This is a genomic window from Williamsia sp. SKLECPSW1, assembly GCF_054332755.1.
Genome location: NZ_JBTGLI010000001.1, coordinates 3,296,414 through 3,312,325, shown reverse-complemented (window position 1 = coordinate 3,312,325; position 15,912 = coordinate 3,296,414). Strand labels below are relative to the sequence as shown.

The 15,912-nt window shown below is 72.1% G+C and carries 15 protein-coding genes; 6 read left to right on the top strand and 9 right to left on the bottom strand.

The features are described from left to right. The first annotated feature begins 111 nt into the window (after positions 1–111). Positions 112–1,503, top strand: a complete 1,392-nt coding sequence (locus ACXVUM_RS15575) for a lytic murein transglycosylase (RefSeq protein WP_458522898.1) — start codon at positions 112–114, stop codon at positions 1,501–1,503. 61 nt (positions 1,504–1,564) lie between these two features. After that, the gene (locus ACXVUM_RS15570) at positions 1,565–2,737 is read left to right on the top strand and encodes an Mrp/NBP35 family ATP-binding protein (RefSeq protein WP_458522675.1); all 1,173 of its coding nucleotides are present in this window, start codon (positions 1,565–1,567) and stop codon (positions 2,735–2,737) included. Positions 2,738–2,748: 11 nt separating this feature from the next. On the opposite strand, the gene tatB is transcribed toward ACXVUM_RS15570, so the two are convergent. The 4 genes from tatB to sigE form a co-directional block, all read right to left on the bottom strand. Then, positions 2,749–3,246 (bottom strand): Sec-independent protein translocase protein TatB, encoded by a 498-nt coding sequence (tatB, locus tag ACXVUM_RS15565; RefSeq protein WP_458522674.1) that lies wholly within the window; start codon positions 3,244–3,246, stop codon positions 2,749–2,751. A 13-nt stretch (positions 3,247–3,259) separates the two neighbouring features. Further along, on the bottom strand, positions 3,260–4,732 hold the full coding sequence (locus ACXVUM_RS15560; protein WP_458522673.1) for a S1C family serine protease: 1,473 nt from the start codon (positions 4,730–4,732) through the stop codon (positions 3,260–3,262). After that, the gene (locus ACXVUM_RS15555; RefSeq protein WP_458522672.1) at positions 4,729–5,154 is read right to left on the bottom strand and encodes a hypothetical protein; all 426 of its coding nucleotides are present in this window, start codon (positions 5,152–5,154) and stop codon (positions 4,729–4,731) included. The genes ACXVUM_RS15560 and ACXVUM_RS15555 overlap by 4 nt, the downstream gene beginning before the upstream one ends. A 163-nt stretch (positions 5,155–5,317) precedes the next feature. Beyond that, a complete protein-coding gene (gene sigE, locus ACXVUM_RS15550) occupies positions 5,318–5,980 on the bottom strand; it encodes an RNA polymerase sigma factor SigE (protein WP_458522671.1) in 663 nt (220 codons plus the stop codon). A 258-nt stretch (positions 5,981–6,238) separates the two neighbouring features. Between sigE and ACXVUM_RS15545 the strand changes: the two genes are divergently transcribed. Next, positions 6,239–6,931: an O-methyltransferase gene (locus tag ACXVUM_RS15545; protein ID WP_458522670.1), complete on the top strand. Its 693-nt coding sequence runs from the start codon at positions 6,239–6,241 to the stop codon at positions 6,929–6,931. Here ACXVUM_RS15545 and ACXVUM_RS15540 read toward each other — a convergent pair whose 3' ends face one another. Genes ACXVUM_RS15540 through rfbD form a run of 4 tightly spaced genes read right to left on the bottom strand, consistent with a single transcriptional unit; the run spans position 6,932 to position 10,909 of the window. Then, positions 6,932–7,792: an SGNH/GDSL hydrolase family protein gene (locus ACXVUM_RS15540; RefSeq protein ID WP_458522669.1), complete on the bottom strand. Its 861-nt coding sequence runs from the start codon at positions 7,790–7,792 to the stop codon at positions 6,932–6,934. Continuing rightward, positions 7,792–8,889: a mannose-1-phosphate guanylyltransferase gene (gene manB / locus ACXVUM_RS15535; RefSeq protein ID WP_458522668.1), complete on the bottom strand. Its 1,098-nt coding sequence runs from the start codon at positions 8,887–8,889 to the stop codon at positions 7,792–7,794. The genes ACXVUM_RS15540 and manB overlap by 1 nt, the downstream gene beginning before the upstream one ends. A 54-nt stretch (positions 8,890–8,943) precedes the next feature. Beyond that, positions 8,944–9,891 (bottom strand): glycosyltransferase family 2 protein, encoded by a 948-nt coding sequence (locus tag ACXVUM_RS15530; RefSeq protein ID WP_458522667.1) that lies wholly within the window; start codon positions 9,889–9,891, stop codon positions 8,944–8,946. A gap of 58 nt (positions 9,892–9,949) precedes the next feature. Next, positions 9,950–10,909 carry a dTDP-4-dehydrorhamnose reductase gene (rfbD, locus tag ACXVUM_RS15525; protein WP_458522666.1) on the bottom strand — a complete coding sequence of 320 codons (960 nt, stop codon included), beginning with the start codon at positions 10,907–10,909 and terminating at the stop codon, positions 9,950–9,952. 142 nt (positions 10,910–11,051) lie between these two features. Here rfbD and ACXVUM_RS15520 point away from each other — a divergent pair, with 142 nt between their 5' ends. From ACXVUM_RS15520 to ACXVUM_RS15510, 3 genes are read left to right on the top strand one after another with little or no spacing between them, the layout of a single operon-like run. Continuing rightward, positions 11,052–12,791 (top strand): LCP family protein, encoded by a 1,740-nt coding sequence (locus ACXVUM_RS15520; RefSeq protein WP_458522665.1) that lies wholly within the window; start codon positions 11,052–11,054, stop codon positions 12,789–12,791. Then, positions 12,788–13,483: a TIGR03089 family protein gene (locus ACXVUM_RS15515; RefSeq protein WP_458522897.1), complete on the top strand. Its 696-nt coding sequence runs from the start codon at positions 12,788–12,790 to the stop codon at positions 13,481–13,483. The genes ACXVUM_RS15520 and ACXVUM_RS15515 overlap by 4 nt, the downstream gene beginning before the upstream one ends. Positions 13,484–13,525: 42 nt before the next feature. Then, positions 13,526–14,695 (top strand): acyl-CoA dehydrogenase family protein, encoded by a 1,170-nt coding sequence (locus ACXVUM_RS15510; RefSeq protein ID WP_458522664.1) that lies wholly within the window; start codon positions 13,526–13,528, stop codon positions 14,693–14,695. Positions 14,696–14,716: 21 nt separating this feature from the next. Here ACXVUM_RS15510 and ACXVUM_RS15505 read toward each other — a convergent pair whose 3' ends face one another. After that, positions 14,717–15,874, bottom strand: coding sequence for an acyl-CoA dehydrogenase (locus ACXVUM_RS15505; protein WP_458522663.1), 1,158 nt, complete (start codon positions 15,872–15,874; stop codon positions 14,717–14,719). Positions 15,875–15,912 lie beyond the last annotated feature (38 nt).

Below are 15,912 nucleotides of genomic sequence, written 5' to 3'. Positions count from 1 at the left end.
GTGATTGCGTCGTCGAGGTGTGCCGAATCGGGAAGCACCACAGTGTGAGTCGCACGCGCACCGCGCCGTGACGACAAGCGCGACGAGCGGTCACAGGAGCGCGCTGACGTGATGAACGGTCGAGGCAGGGGTCGGTCGGCGATCGGCGCGGCGCGGCGCGGCGCGCGACAGGTGTCGGAGGCGACGGCAGCCCGGTGGCGTGAGGCCTCGGCGCACACGTCGGGCCGCGTCCTCACCGCCGGGCTCGCGAGTCTCCTCATCGGCATCGTCCTGCTCGGGGCGTCGACGTCGAGTGCGCAGCGACTGCCCGTCCCGGTCGGCGCCGCGGCCGCGGTGCCCGCCGCCGGGATCGCACCGGTGGCCGAGCACGCGTCCCGCATCGTCGCGCCCGTCGGGCCCGCGACCCCGGTCGCGGCGGCACCTGCGGCCGCGGCCCGTGTCCTCGCGCCGCCGCTGCCGTCCGGTCCGCTGGGCATCCCCGGGATCGCGATGCGCGCGTACAAGCTCGCCGCCGACCGCATCGGCAGCGAGAACCCCGGGTGCAAGATGCCGTGGTACCTGCTGGCCGGGATCGGGCGCATCGAGAGCAACCACGCCGGCAACGGCAACGTCGACTCCTCCGGCACCACCCTGACGCCGATCCTCGGGCCCGTGCTCGACGGGTCCAACGCCGGCGACGCCGTCATCACCGACACCGACCACGGTGCGATCGACGGGGACCCGGTCCACGACCGCGCCGTGGGACCGATGCAGTTCATCCCCAGCACCTGGGCGGCCTGGGGCGCCGACGCCAACGGCGACGGCAAGGCCGATCCGAACAACCTCTTCGACGCCACCTACTCCGCGGCCCGCTACCTGTGCGCCGGTGTCAGCGACATCTTCAACCCCGTCCACCGGGTGTCGTCGGTGCTCCGCTACAACCAGTCGCTCCCCTACGTGAGCGAGGTCCTCGCCTGGGCGATCGGGTATGCCACCGGCGCGGTGCCCACCACCCCTGTCTCGGGGCTGCCCGCGCGGCCGGCGACACCGGCCACGCCCGCACCTCCCGCCCGTCCGGGAGCACCCGGCGCCACCCCGGTACCCGGCGCCCCGCTGCCGGAGTCGCCGGCGACCGCACCACGCTTCGCGGCGGTGAACGCAAAGTTCACGGCGCCGGCGACACTGTCCGTGACCTCGCCCGCCGGACCCGTGACCTGCTCGCTCGCGCTCACCGGGACCGTCGCGGCGGACGGCACCACCGCGACCGTCACCACGGCGACCGTGAGCGGCGCGAACCCGCTGTGTGGACTGGCCCGCACCGCCACGCTGCCCTGGACGATCACCCCGACCGGGCCGACGGCGCTGGAGATCGCCGGCATCACCGTCGACGCCCTCGGCATGCGATGCGGACCGGCGACGGTGTCCGGCGATCCCGCCGACCCACTGACGGCCGCGGCCACGACCGGCCCCTGCCAGGTACGCACGCTGACGCTGACGGCCACGCCCGCCCTCGCACTCGCCTGACCCGCCCACCCGGAGGCCGCCGCGTCCGGGTCGTCGGACACGGGCGGATACCCTGGTCGCGATGACTGACGACACACGCCGTGACGTCGACCGGCGGCCCGCCGCCGACACCGAATCGGCGATCCGCACGGCCCTGGGCAAGGTGAACGACCCCGAGATCGGCAAACCGATCACCGAACTCGGCATGGTCAAGTCGGTGACCGTGGCCGACGACGGCAGCGTCGACATCGGTATCTACCTGACGACGTCGGGATGCCCGCTGCGCACCGAGATCACCGAGCGTGTGACCACCGCTGCGTCCGACGTCGCCGGCGTCGGCGCCGTGCGCGTCGAGCTCGACGTGATGGACGATGCGCAACGCACCGAGCTGCGCAAGAGCCTGCGCGGCGACCGCGCGGAGCCCGTGATCCCCTTCGCCCAGCCCGGGTCGCTGACCCGTGTCTACGCCGTGGCCTCGGGCAAGGGTGGCGTCGGGAAGTCCAGCGTGACGGTCAACCTCGCGGCCGCGCTCGCCGATCGCGGTCTGTCCGTCGGCGTACTCGACGCCGACATCTACGGCCACTCGGTGCCCCGCATGATGGGCAACGACGCCGCACCGACGCAGGTCGAGAAGATGATCATGCCGCCGATCGCGCACGGCGTCCGGTTCATCTCGATCGCCCAGTTCACCAAGGGCAACACCCCGGTCGTGTGGCGCGGACCGATGTTGCACCGTGCGTTGCAGCAGTTCCTGGCCGACGTCTACTGGGGTGACCTCGACGTCCTGTTGCTCGACCTCCCGCCGGGCACCGGCGACGTCGCGATCTCCATCGCCCAGCTGATCCCGGGTGCGGAGATCCTCGTGGTCACCACGCCACAGCAGGCCGCGGCCGAAGTGGCCGAGCGGGCGGGCGCGATCGCGCTGCAGACCCGGCAGAAGATCGTCGGCGTCGTGGAGAACATGTCCTGGATGGAACTGCCCGACGGGACGCGGATGGAGCCCTTCGGCTCGGGTGGCGGCGCGCTCGTCGCCGAGCGCCTGACGCGCTCGGTCGGCGCCCCGGTCGAACTGCTCGGGCAGATCCCCCTCGAGACCGACCTGCGCGTCGGCGGGGACAGCGGCATGCCGCTCGTGTTGTCCCACCCCGACTCACCGGCCGGTGCGGCTCTCCGCGGCGTCGCCGAACGCCTCGCCGTCCGGCGGCGCGGGCTCGCCGGGATGAGCCTGGGGATCGACACCACCCGCAACGTCTGACGGCGACCGCCTCAGGTGGCGTCCCAGTCCGCGACGTCCGGCCGGCCCGTCCGGCGGGGCCGCGATCCGGGCTGCGACGTCGGGGCGGGACCCTTCGTCAGCGAGGGCGGCTCGTCGGGGGTGTCCACGGTGAGCGACGGCGCAGGGGTCGGGTTGACCTCCGGCATCGGTGCCGACACCGGTTTGATGCGGGTCACCCCGTCCGAGGCACGGCCGTCGAAGTCGCCGGTGAAGAAGGAGTCGTCGCCGTCGAGCAGGTGTTTGGTGATCAACGACCGCGGTGTCATGCCGCGCAGCTCGTTGAGGTCGGCCAGCGGCTTCCGGAAATCCTCGAAGTCCGGGCCGAGGTCCTCCTTGAGCTGGTTGGTCGCGCCGGAGGCGTAGTCCCGGACCTGCTTGAGCGACCGCATGGTCCACTGCACCGCGTCCGGTAGACGGTCGGGCCCCAGGATGACCAGGCCTGCGACCAGGAGGACGAGCAGTTCGCCCCATCCGATGCTCGAGAACACCCTTGCAGGGTACTCAGTCGGCGGTGGGCGTGATGGTCCCGGTGAACGTGCGCCCGTCGCGCCAGTAGGAGAACGGCACCGCCTTGCCGATCGTCGCGGTGCGGGCCGCGACGGTCAGCTCGTCGGCGCCGTCGATCGGACGCCCGTCGAACTCGGTCACCACGTCGCCCTCCCGCAGTCCGGCCGACGCAGCCGGCGATCCGGCGACGATGTTGCGGACCTGGGCACCGAGCACGCGGTCGTTGCGGACCGAGCTGGCCGAGACGCCGATCTGGGCATGGGTGGCCCGACCGTCGCGGATGAGTTCCTGTGCCACCTCACGGGCCTCGTCGATCGGTATGGCGAACCCCAACCCGAACGATCCGCCACCGGAGTCGGCCCGGGCCGTGTTGATGCCGATGACCTTCGCGTCGTCGTCGACGAGCGGACCGCCGGAGTTGCCGGGGTTGATCGCGGCATCGGTCTGGATGGCGTCGATCACCGCGTCGGTGTCGGACGTCTCGTCGGGGCGAAGCGGGACCGCGCGGCCGGTGGCGCTGACGATGCCGCTGGTCACCGTGCGGTCGAGACCGAGCGGGGAGCCGAACGCGACGACCTGCTCGCCGATCACCACATCCGACGAGTTGCCGAGGGAGGCGACCGTGAGGTTGTCGACGCCGTCGACCTTGATGACGGCGAGGTCGGTCTTCGTGTCACGGCCGACGATGCGCGCGGGCACCCGCTGACGATCGGAGAACGTGACCTCCAGGGTCGCGCGTTGCGTCGCGGCGAGCGAGATCACGTGGTTGTTCGTGATGATGTAGCCCTGCTTGTCGAGCACCACACCCGAACCCGTGCCGACGGCTCCCGACGTGCGCACGGTGATCGCGACGACCGCGTCCTCCACGGCGCGGGCGACGTCGGCGACGGCACCGCGCCGGGCGTCGGGTGACGACTCGGTCTGACGCAGCGAGACCGTGTTCGAGTGCAACGGCGGGACGACCTCGGCGGTGTACCGACCGATCAGCCCGCCGAGTGCGCCGACGGCGAGCGCGACCACCGCGAGCACCACGAGGGCCCGGCGGCTGACCAACCGGTCGAAGAGCAGTTCGCGGACCCCGAGCCGGTGGCCGGGCACGGTCGGCTCGGGCGCCTGCGGGGTCTGGAGCGCGGGTCTGTCGAGTGCGGCGACGCTGCCCGGATCGCGCCACGGGTCGGCCACCTCGGGCTCGTCGTCGGTGCTGCCGTAGCGCGCGTACGGGTCACGGCCGAGTGAGTCGGAGGCGTCCGGCGGGCGCGAGAACGCCTCCCGCAGGACGGGATCGGGCGGGGCGGTGACGGGCTGACGGGGTCGAGCGCGCTCCTGCTCCGGCGCGGCGAACGACCCCTGGACACCGCGGGGGCGGCCGAAGACCGCTGCGGCGTCGGCGTCGAGGACTCGGGGCGAGCCACGATCGGGCCCGGCGGCGTCACTGTCGGTGACGTCGCGACGGTCGGGATCGGTCACCGACCGCGCCGCCGGTGGGGACGGTGGACGGGGAAGCCCGGCGCCGACAGCGGACCGCGACGAGCGGAGCGGGCCCGCGCGTCACGCAAGTCGATCTCGCGGGTCGGGATCTGCGAGAGCTGGCCGAGGAGTTCCAGTGGTGTGGTGACGGCGCCGGAGGTCCGCAACGCCGCGCGGGCGGTGCCCTGCGCCTCGACCTCCGCCGCGCAGTCCGCGCACAGGGCGAGGTGCCGAGCCGCACGCATGTGGGCGGCGAATCTCAGTTCGCCGTCGACGAAGGCCGCGATCGCCTCGGAGGCGAGATGGTCGGTGGGCGCGAACTCGGGCGGTCGCGCGGGACCGTGCACCGTGGATCCGGGGAGGTCGGCGGTGCGACGATCCGGACGGGGGCGGTCCGCACGCGATCGGGGATCGAACACCACGTCTGGCTCCTTCCGGCGTCGTCGGTGTCGCCGGGTGACCGGGCGACGGTGCGCTGGCGCCCACCATAGCGAATCACCGGTGGGCGGGCCGCCGCCGGAAAGCAGTCACCGGTCGTCGGCCACGGGGTCAACGACCGGTGGCCGGTCCGGGTTCCCGACCGGGTCAGACCGATGCGGCGACGGAGCGGCCGCTGGTGTGCCCGGCCCGGGCGAGGTGGTCGCGGATGGCCTGACGACCGCGATGGATGCGGCTGCGGACCGTGCCGAGCTTGACCCCCAGCGTCGCGGCGATCTCCTCGTACGACAGACCCTCGACGTCACACAGGACGACCGCGGCGCGGAACTCCGGTGCCAACGCGTCCAGGGCGGCCTGCAGGTCGGGGTCGAGGTGTGCGTCGTCGAAGACCCGTCCCGGGTCCGGGGCGCTGCCCGGGACCCGCTCGCTGTCGTCGGGGAGGGCCTCCATGCGGATCTTGGCGCGCCGACGCACCATGTCGAGGAACAGGTTGGTCGTGATGCGGTGCAGCCAGCCCTCGAAGGTGCCGGGCCGGTAGTTCGAGAGGGATCGGAAGACCCGGATGAAGGTCTCCTGCGTGAGGTCCTCGGCGTCGTGCTGATTGCCGGACAGCCGGTAGGCGAGGCGGTAGACGCGATCGGCGTGCTCCCGGACCAGCTCGTCCCACGACGGCATCAGCGACGAGTCACCGGTCTCGTCGAAGCGGGCCGTCCCGACCGGGGAGTCGACCTCGGGGGTGGTGTCCACGGTCGCGTCCGCACGCGGGTCCAGGACCTGGGGTGTGCGGGTCGGGCTGGGCGATGGCGTCATCGGCGCTGCTCCACTTCCTCTCGTGTCGGAGCGTGTCCGGCACAACCCCCGGGGGCCGGGAGATGTTCCGGATCCGGCGAACCGCCCATGCCGGACGATGCGCGCGGCGCTCCGTATGGCTCAGACTCTCTCCGATCGGGGTGTGGCAGCCGTATGAGTGGCCTGAGGTTTGGCTGAGAAGGTGGCGCGGCGGTCTGCCACGGGCCGCGGCGGTGTGGCGGGCCCCTCGTGGCGGGGCTCCCCAGCTAGGGTCGAGCCGTGCCGACCACGCCCGATCCCCCGACTCCTGCCGGCCCCGGATCGGCCCCCGACCCGGGATCGCTGTCCGCGTACGCCGAGTCCGCGATCGCCGAGGACGCCGCCCTCCTCGCCGCCCGCGAACGTGCCGTCGAACTCGGCGCGCATTCGGTGTCGCCCGCCGTCGGCGCGACGTTGTGCCTGCTCGCACGTCTCGTCGACGCGCGGTCCGTGGTCGAGATCGGCACCGGCGCCGGGGTCAGCGGTCTGTGGCTGCTCGGTGGGATGCGTCCCGACGGCGTGCTCACCACCATCGACCCCGACACCGAACACCAGCGCGCTGCGCGCTCGGCGTTCACCGCCGCCGGCATCACCGGATCGCGCACACGCCTGATCAACGGACGCGCCGCGGACGTGCTGACCAAGCTCGCCGACGACTCCTACGACGTGGTGTTCGTCGACGGACCCGTCATCGACCAACCGCTCTACGTCACCGAGGGACTGCGCCTGCTGCGGTCCGGCGGGCTGCTGCTGGTGCACAACGCGACCGCAGACGGTCGCATCGCCGACCCGTCGCAGACCGACCCCGAGACCGCCGCGGCCCGTCAGGCCGCGCTGCAGATCTCCGAGAACGACGGTCTGCTGCCGGTGGTCATCCCCCTCGGCCGCGGACTCCTCGCCGCCGCGCGTGCGGCGACACCGCCCGAGGACTGATCAGCCGGCGGTGACGCCGGACGCCCCCGACGCCGCGACCGGTCGTGGCGGGAGCACCTCGACCCAGTCCGGGAACCTCGGTGAGAGGTCGTCACCGCGGGACACCCCGCGCAGTCGGCGACCGATCCAGGGCGCCGCCTCCCGCGTGACCCAACGGCGGTCGTCCTTGCGTCGCGCTCCCGGCGACAGCTTCTCGGCCGGCCCCCAGGTGGTGTGGGCCAACCCGTGCTCGACACCGAGCGTCTCGGCGACGCGGACCGCCATCTGGTGATGTCCCTCCGGTGCGAGGTGCATCCGGTCGAACTCCCACATGCGGCGGTCGGAGAACTCGCGCAGCCGCCAGAAGTCGACGAGCAGCAGGTCGCGGCGCTCGACGATCTCGCGGAGGAGTTCGTTGTAGATGGCGAACCGCCCGCGCAGCGCGGCGAACAAGGGCCGTCGGGCGGTGTCGAAGGCGGTGAAGGTGAGCACGGTGGCCCCGGTGGACGCGAGGTCGCCGAGCAGCGCGTCGTAGCGGGCCATCAGGTCGTCGATGTCGACCGACGGTCGCAGGAGATCGTTCGCGCCGGCGCAGACCGCGACCAGATCGGGCCCGAGCGCACGCACGGGGGCGGTCTGGTCGGCGACGACCTCGTCGAGGACCTTCCCGCGGACCGCCAGGTTCGCGTAGCGGACAGGTCCGTACCCCCGCAGCGCCGCGGACCGCGCGAGGATGTCCGCGACGCGATCGGCCCAGCCGCGGACACCGTTGGGGAGGTCGGGATCGGTGTCACCGACCCCCTCGGGGAACGAGTCGCCGACGGCGACGAACCTCGACCACGACGGGGTGTGGCCTGCGGGTGGGCCGGTGGTCGCGGACATCAGACGTCGGTGGAGAACCGCACGCCGCCGTCGGGAAGGGTCACCCCGGGCCACACACGCGCGCCCCGCAGCAGTTCGCATCGCGCGCCGATGTCCGCACCGTCGCCGATCACACCGTCGCGGATGAGTGCGCGCGGCCCGATACGCGCCCCGGCGCCGATGATGCTGCGCTCGACGACCGCGCCGGCCTCGATGACGGCGCCGTCGAAGACGACCGCACCGTCGAGACGGGCGCGCGCACCGACCTCCGCGCCGCGACCGACGACCGTGCCGCCGACGAGCACGGCACCGGGTGCGACACCCGCCCCCTCGTGGACCAGGGACTCACCCCGGTGACCGGACAGTGCGGGCGACGGCGCGATGCCCCGGACGAGATCGGCCGAGCCGCGGACGAAGTCCTCCGGCGTCCCCATGTCGCGCCAGTAGCCGGAGTCGACATGTCCCTGGACGTGCCGACCGTGCGTGAGCAGGGACGGGAAGACCTCCCGCTCGACCGAGACCGGCCGGTCGGCGTCGATCTCCTCGATCACCGAGCGCCGGAACACGTAGCAGCCGGCGTTGATCTGGTCGGTCGGCGGATCCTGGGTCTTCTCGAGGAACGCGGTCACGCGACCGTCGTCGTCGGTCGGGACGCACCCGAACGCTCGCGGGTCGCCGACGCGGACGAGGTGCAGGGTGACGTCGGCGCCGGACGAGTGGTGGGTGTCCAGCACGGCGCGGACGTCTGTACCGCTCAACACGTCACCGTTGAACACCAGGATCGTGTCGGCGGTGAGGGCGGGCAGCACGTTGCGGATCGCACCGCCGGTGCCCAGCGGTTCGGTCTCCGTCACGTAGGTGATCGACAGCCCCAGCGCCGAACCGTCGCCGAAGTGTTGCTCGAACACCTCCGCCTTGAACGACGTGCCGAGGACGACCTCGGTGATCCCCGCGGCGGCGATCCGCGACAGCATGTGGGTCAGGAACGGGACACCCGCGGTCGGCAGCATCGGCTTGGGTGCCGAGAGGGTGAGCGGACGCAGCCGGGTCCCCTTGCCGCCCACCAGGATCACCGCCTGCACGGGCCGCTCCCGCCGGCTCTCGTCGGTGTCGGTCACTACGTCTCCCTCGGCATCGCGGTGGTGGGCTGGTCAGCGGTCCCGGTCAGAACCCTAGGCGACGGGACCCCCGCGGGTCGGCGCGGCGCCACGCCGGGATCCGCCGGACCGGCGGCGCGCCGCCGCGACGGTCGCCTTGGACCGCACCCAGAGGCCGACCGCCAACGCCCCCCGGAGCGGGGCCCACGCCGGGCCGGGGTGGCGGTCGGCCTGGAAGCGGTACGCGCTGCGGTGGTGTGCCGGCAGCATCGCCTCCGGGTCGGCGCCGGCGACATGTCCCTTGCGGTGGATGATCTCGGCCGACGGCGCGTAGACGTTCAGCCACCCCGCGCGCCCGAGGCGGTCACCGAGGTCGACGTCCTCCATGTACATGAAGTACCGGGAGTCGAATCCGTTCACCGAGTCGAAGGCGCTGCGTCGCAACAGCAGACACGACCCCGACAGCCACCCGACGGTGCGTTCGCCGATCTCCTCGTCGAGGTGGCGGTAGGACGCGGTCCACGGGTTGTTCTTCCAGACCAGTCCGGCGAGGGCGTGCCCCGTGCCGGACACCAGGTCCGGGACGCTGCGCGCGGACGGGTAGACGGACCCGTCGGGCTCGCGGATGAGAGGGCCGATCGAGCCGGCCCGCGGGTGCCTGCGCGCGACGGCGACGAGTTCGTCGATGCTGCCGGGGCGCCACTCGACGTCCGGATTCGCGACGACGACGAACTCGACCGACGGATCGATCTCGGCGACACCACGATTCGCGGCGGCCCCGTAACCGATGTTCGCCCCGGTGTGCAGCACCGTCACGTCGGGGTGGGCGCGTTGCGCCTCCTCGAGCGACCCGTCGGTGGACCCGTTGTCGGCGATGACCACCCGCGGCGACCCGACCGTCGCGGTCTCGAGGCTGGCGAGGAAGGCGTGCAGGTGCTCACCGGAGGAGTAGGTGACCGTCACGACGGCGACCGTGTCGTCGGTGGGGGTCGCATCGTCGCCGGTCCGGCCCTGCTCGATCACCGGGCAAGGGTAACGAAAGGGGTCGGTGCACCGGCGCCACCCCGCCGGGCCGGTGCCGTCAGTTCTGCGACGTGGGGACACCGTCCGCGGCCAGCGCTGCGGTGAGTGCGTCACGCCAGTCGCGCAGCGCCGGCAGCCCGGCGTCCGTCCACGACCGCCCGGACAGCACCGACCACGCCGGTCGCGGCGCGGGACGCGGGAAGTCCGCGGTGGTGGTCGGCCGCACCCGGTCGGGGTCGGCGCCGATCCCCGCGAAGACGGCGCGGGCCAGCTCGAACCAACTGCACGCACCGGCGTTGGTGGCGTGCAGTGTCGCCCCCGCCGTGGACGGCCTCGCGGCGACCGCGAGCAGCGCGTCGGCGAGGTCTCGCGCGTAGGTGGGCGACCCGATCTGGTCGTCGACGACGGACACCGTCTCACGGTGCGCCTCCAGTCGGCGCATCGTCGCGACGAAGTCCGTCCCGCCGGCCGCTCCGGTGTAGACCCATGCGGTCCGGACGACCGTGGTGCGGGGATCCGCCGCCCGGGCCGCACGTTCGCCGTCGAGTTTCGTGCGGCCGTACACCGACGCCGGTCGCGTGCGGGCGTCGAGGTCGTCGGGCTCGAGGGGACGACGTCGGCCGCCGGCGGGTCGCGACCCGTCGAACACGTAGTCCGTCGAGATGTGGACGAGACGCGCCCCTGCGGCCGCGGTGGCCCGCGCCAGGTTCGCCGGCCCGGTCACGTTGATCTGCTCGGCGGCCGCGACGTCGGTCTCCGCGGCGTCCACGGCCGTGTGCGCCGCGCAGTTCACGACCACGGAGTCCTCGGACAGTCCGGCCAGGACCCGGTCGACGGCCGCGGGGTCGGTGATGTCGACGTCGGCACTGCCGAGGGCGCGGGCGGCCGGCGCGGCGGCCACGAGAAGCCGACCCACCTGTCCACGGGCACCGATCACGACCAGTTCCGGCAGGGCCACGCTCACCAGCTCATCCTCCCCATCCGTCACATCGGCCACATCCGACGCGCCCGAGCGCATCCCGGATCCGGCCCTCCCCGGCCCGTAGCCTGTCAGACGGCGACAGTCCCCGCACTGCGCGGAACTCGCCGACAGGGACGCCGCGGTCGACCATCTCGGCCCCGACGTCCGGGGCCACGCGACATCACGAGGAGAACGGCAGGTGCTGGAGCCACCCGGTGAGCGCGGCCGCCGACGCGCCGACGCGGGCGAGCGTGCCCCCGGCCGCGGTCGGGGTGAACCGACCCGACGGGCACCCGGTATTCACCGCACCCCACCCGGCACCTCGGCGCCGGGTGGCCGGCCCGCCGCGGGACGGTCGCCCTCGGGCCGTCCGTCCCGAGCTGCCACCGCTCCCGGGAACGCACCGTCGGCCACACCCGCCCCGCGGGCGGCACGGCGCCCGCGAGCTGCGTCCGACGACCGGACCCCTCCCCCTGCCCCGCCCACGACACCCCCGACCGGCGGACGACGCCGTCCCGCCGCGGGCCGGATCATCGCCGCGCTGGCGTCCGTCGCGGTCCTGGTGGTGACGGGATACGCGTGGAACAGCGTGACGTCCCTGGAACAGAACGTGACGCGACTGGGCGGCCTCGGGCTCGGCACCGGGACAGACGGGGCGGTGGACATCCTGCTCGTCGGGACCGACTCCCGCACGGACGCGCAGGGCAACCCGCTCTCCCCCGCGGAGCAGGCGAAGCTGCACGCCGGCGATGAGGTCGCGACCAACACCGACACCATCCTGTTGATCCGGGTGCCCAACGACGGGTCGTCGGCGACGGCGATCTCCATCCCCCGCGACTCTTACGTCGACGTCCCCGGTATCGGCAAGACCAAGATCAACTCCGCGTACGGCTCCACCCGGGAGGCCCGGCGTGAGGCCCTCGTCGAGGCGGGCACCCCCGAGGCGCAGGCGGAGAAGGAGGCCACCGAGGCCGGCCGCCAGGCGCTCATCACCACCGTCGCGAACCTCACCGGCGTCACGGTCGACCACTACGCGGAGATCGGTCTCGTCGGGTTCGTGCTGCTCACCGACGCCGTCGACGGTGTGAACGTGTGCCTGCGCAATCCGGTCGACGAACCGTTGTCCGGAGCGCACTTCCGCGCCGGGCCGCAGACCCTCGACGGCGCGCAGGCCCTCAGCTTCGTGCGTCAACGCCACGATCTGCCCCGCGGTGACCTCGACCGCATCGTGCGTCAGCAGGTGTTCATGGCATCGCTCGCGCAGAAGGTCCTGTCGGCGGGCACCCTCACCGATCCGTCCAAACTGGCGTCCCTGCAGGACGCCGTCAAGCGGTCCATCGTCATCGACAGCAACTGGGACATCCTCAAGTTCGTCGAGCAGCTCAAGGACCTCTCCGGCGGCAAGGTGCGGTTCGCGACGATCCCGGTGGCGAACGAGCAGGGATGGAGCGACGACGGACAGCAGTCCGTGGTCGACGTCGATCCCGCTGCCGTGCACCGGTTCACGGCGAGCCTGCTGAAAAAGCCCACCGGCGGTCTCGACCGCTCGGCGTACACCGTCGACGTGGTCAACGCGGGGTCGGTCGACGGACTCGCGTCGAACGTCTCGACCATCGCGACCACGCGCGGGTACGCGAGGGGCACGACCAGCACCGACGACAGCGGCACCGTCACCGGCAGTGCCGTCGTCGCGCACTCCCAGGACGCCGCGGCGAACGACCTCGCCCGGCAGATGGGCGGCCTGCCCGTGCGGGTCGACCAGTCGGTCCCCTCCGATCACCTGAGACTGGTGCTCACCGACTCCTACACCGGGCCGGGATCGATCACCGACACCGGCGCGCAGCCGGACGCGACCCCGTCGGCCTCGTCGGCTGCCGCCCCGACGAGCACCCCCGCCCCCATCACCGCCTCCGGAGGGGGACCACGATGCGTGAACTGACCGTGACCGACGCGATCCTCGGGGCCCGTGCCGACGCATCCGCACCGCTGATCACCTTCTACGACGACGCGTCTGGCGAGCGCACGGAGCTGTCCGCGGTCACCACGGCCAACTGGGCCGCCAAGGTGGCGTCGTTCCTCCGCGACGAGGTGGGCGTGATGCCCGGCGACCGCGTCGCGGTCCTGCTGCCCGCCCACTGGCAGACGTTCGTCGTGCTGGCGGGGATCTGGTGGGCGGGTGCGGAGGTCGTCGTCGGCGCCGACACCGGTGCGGCGGTGGCGTTCTGCGGCCGCGGCGAGATCGACGGGGTCGACGCCGACGAGGTGATCGCCGTCCCGCTGGACCCGTTCGCGATGCCCGTGCCCGACCTGCCCGCCGGCGTCACCGACTTCGGGTCCGCGGTCCGTGTCCACGCGGACACCTTCTCGCCGGTCGTCGCGGGCCCCACCGCGCTGCAGGGGCGCACCGTCGACGACGTGCTCTCCGCCGCGCGAGAATTCGCGGTCACCGCGGGCATCGAGTCGTCGTCACGGGTGTTGTCGAGCCGACACTGGGACGGCGCCGACGACATCGTCGCGAACCTGCTGGCGACCGTGGTGGTCGGTGGGAGCCTCGTCCAGGTCGCCCACCCCGACCCCTCCACGACGGGCGGTCGCGTCGCCGCGGAACGGGTCACCGTCACGCTCAGCTGAGCCTCCCTTGACACCCCGACAGGCGGTCCGGAGGATGCGGGGATGGCGGACTCAGAGGTCACCGAGGACGATTTCCGGGTGATCCTCACCCAGGTGCGGACGTTCATCGCGAAGGAGGTCATCCCCCGCGAGGCCGAGATCGCGCGTGAGGACCGGGTTCCCGACGAGATCCGCCGCGCCGCGGCCGAGATGGGGCTCTTCGGCTATGCGATCCCGCAGGAGTGGGGCGGACTCGGACTCGACCTCACCCACGACGTCGAACTCGCGATGGAGTTCGGGTACACATCACTCGCGCTCCGGTCGATGTTCGGCACCAACAACGGCATCGCCGGACAGGTCCTCGTGCACTTCGGCACCGACGAGCAACGCTCGACCTGGCTGAGCCGGATCGCCTCCGGCGAGGTGGTGGCGTCGTTCGCGCTCACCGAGTCCGAGGCCGGGTCGAACCCCGCCGGCCTAACCACACGCGCGACACGTGAGGACGGTGGCTGGCGGATAGACGGTGCGAAACGCTACATCACCAACGCACCCGTCGCCGACCTCTTCCTCGTCTTCGCCCGGACGCGACCGGCCGACGAATCGGGCACGGGTATCGCGGTGTTCCTGGTCCCGGCGGACACACCGGGCGTCACCGTCGGACCCAAGGACGCCACGATGGGTCAGGAGGGTGCGTGGACCGCGGAGGTGTTCTTCGACGGTGTGGTCGTCGACGACGCGGCCCTCGTCGGCGGCAGCGAGGACGCCGGGTACCGGGCTGCCATGACGTCGCTGGCCAGGGGGCGCGTGCACATCGCGGCCCTCGCCGTCGGATGCGCGCAGCGCGCGCTGGACGAGTCGGTGGCACATGCCGCGACCACCCGCCAGGGCGGTACGCCGATCGGGGACTTCCAGCTGGTGCAGGCCCTGCTCGCCGACAGTCACGTCGGTGTCGAGAGCGGTCGCGCCCTCGTCCGCGACACGGCCCGCAAGTACGTCAGCGGCGAGGACACCCGTATCGCACCGTCGGTCGCGAAGCTGTACTGCACCGAGATGGCGGGCCGCGTGGCCGACGCCGCCGTCCAGGTGCACGGTGGTGCCGGCTACATGAGAGGCGTTGCCGTCGAACGCATCTTCCGCGACGTGCGGCTGCTACGCCTCTACGAGGGGACGAGTGAGATCCAACGCCTCATCATCGGCGGCGGACTCGTCCGACAGGCGAAGAAGGGGCTGTAGAGCCCGCCGACGCCCGACGCGTCAGCGCAGCAGTGCGCGGGACATGACGACACGCTGGATCTGGTTGGTGCCCTCGTAGATCTGGGTGATCTTGGCGTCACGCATCATGCGCTCGACGGGGAAGTCACGGGTGTAGCCGGCACCACCGAACAGCTGGACCGCGTCGGTGGTGACCTTCATCGCGACGTCGGATGCGAAGCACTTCGACGCCGAGGAGATGAAGCCCAGGTTCTTCTCGCCGCGCTCGGCGCGGGCGGCCGAGCTGTAGACCATCAGCCGGGCCGCCTCGATGTTCATCGCCATGTCGGCGATCATGAACTCCACACCCTGGAACTGGCTGATCGACTTGCCGAACTGCTTGCGGTCCTTGACGTACTCGATGGTCTTGTCCAGCGCACCCTGCGCGATGCCCACGGCCTGGGCACCGATGGTCGGTCGGGTGTGGTCGAGGGTCTGCAGTGCGGTCTTGAAGCCGGTCCCCTCGGCACCGATGATCCGGTCGGCGGGGATCTCGCAGTTCTCGAAGTGCAACTCCGCCGTGGGCGAGCCCTTGATGCCGAGCTTGCGCTCGAGGTTGCCGACCGAGAACCCGGGATCGTCCTTGTGGACCATGAACGCCGAGATGCCGTTGGCGCCCTTCTCGGGGTCGGTCACCGCCATCACCGTGTACCAGGTCGACTTGCCGCCGTTGGTGATCCACGCCTTGCCGCCGTTGAGGACCCAGCCCTGCGAGGTCTTCTTCGCGCGGGTCCGCATCGCGGCGGCATCGGAACCGGCCTCACGCTCGGACAGGCCGTAGGAGGCCAGTGCGCCCCCGTCGATGTCCGGGAGGACCTTCTTCTTCAGCTCGTCGTCACCGTTGAGGATCAGACCCATCGTTCCCAGCTTGTTCACCGCCGGGATCAACGACGCCGACGCGTCGACGCGGGCGACCTCCTCGATCACGATGCACGCCGCGACCGAGTCCGCGCCCTGCCCACCGAACTCCTCGGGCACGTGGATCGCGTTGAAACCGGAGGCGTTGAGCGCGTCGAGCGCCTCCTGGGGGAACCGCGACTTCTCGTCGACCTCTGCCGCGAACGGCTCGATCTCCTTCTCCGACAACGCGCGGATCGCCTCACGCAGCGCCTCGTGCTCCTCGGGGAGGGCGAAGACATCGAAATCCGGGTTGCCCGACATGGCATTCACTCCTGTTCGGCCGCGCGGTGGGGTGTCCG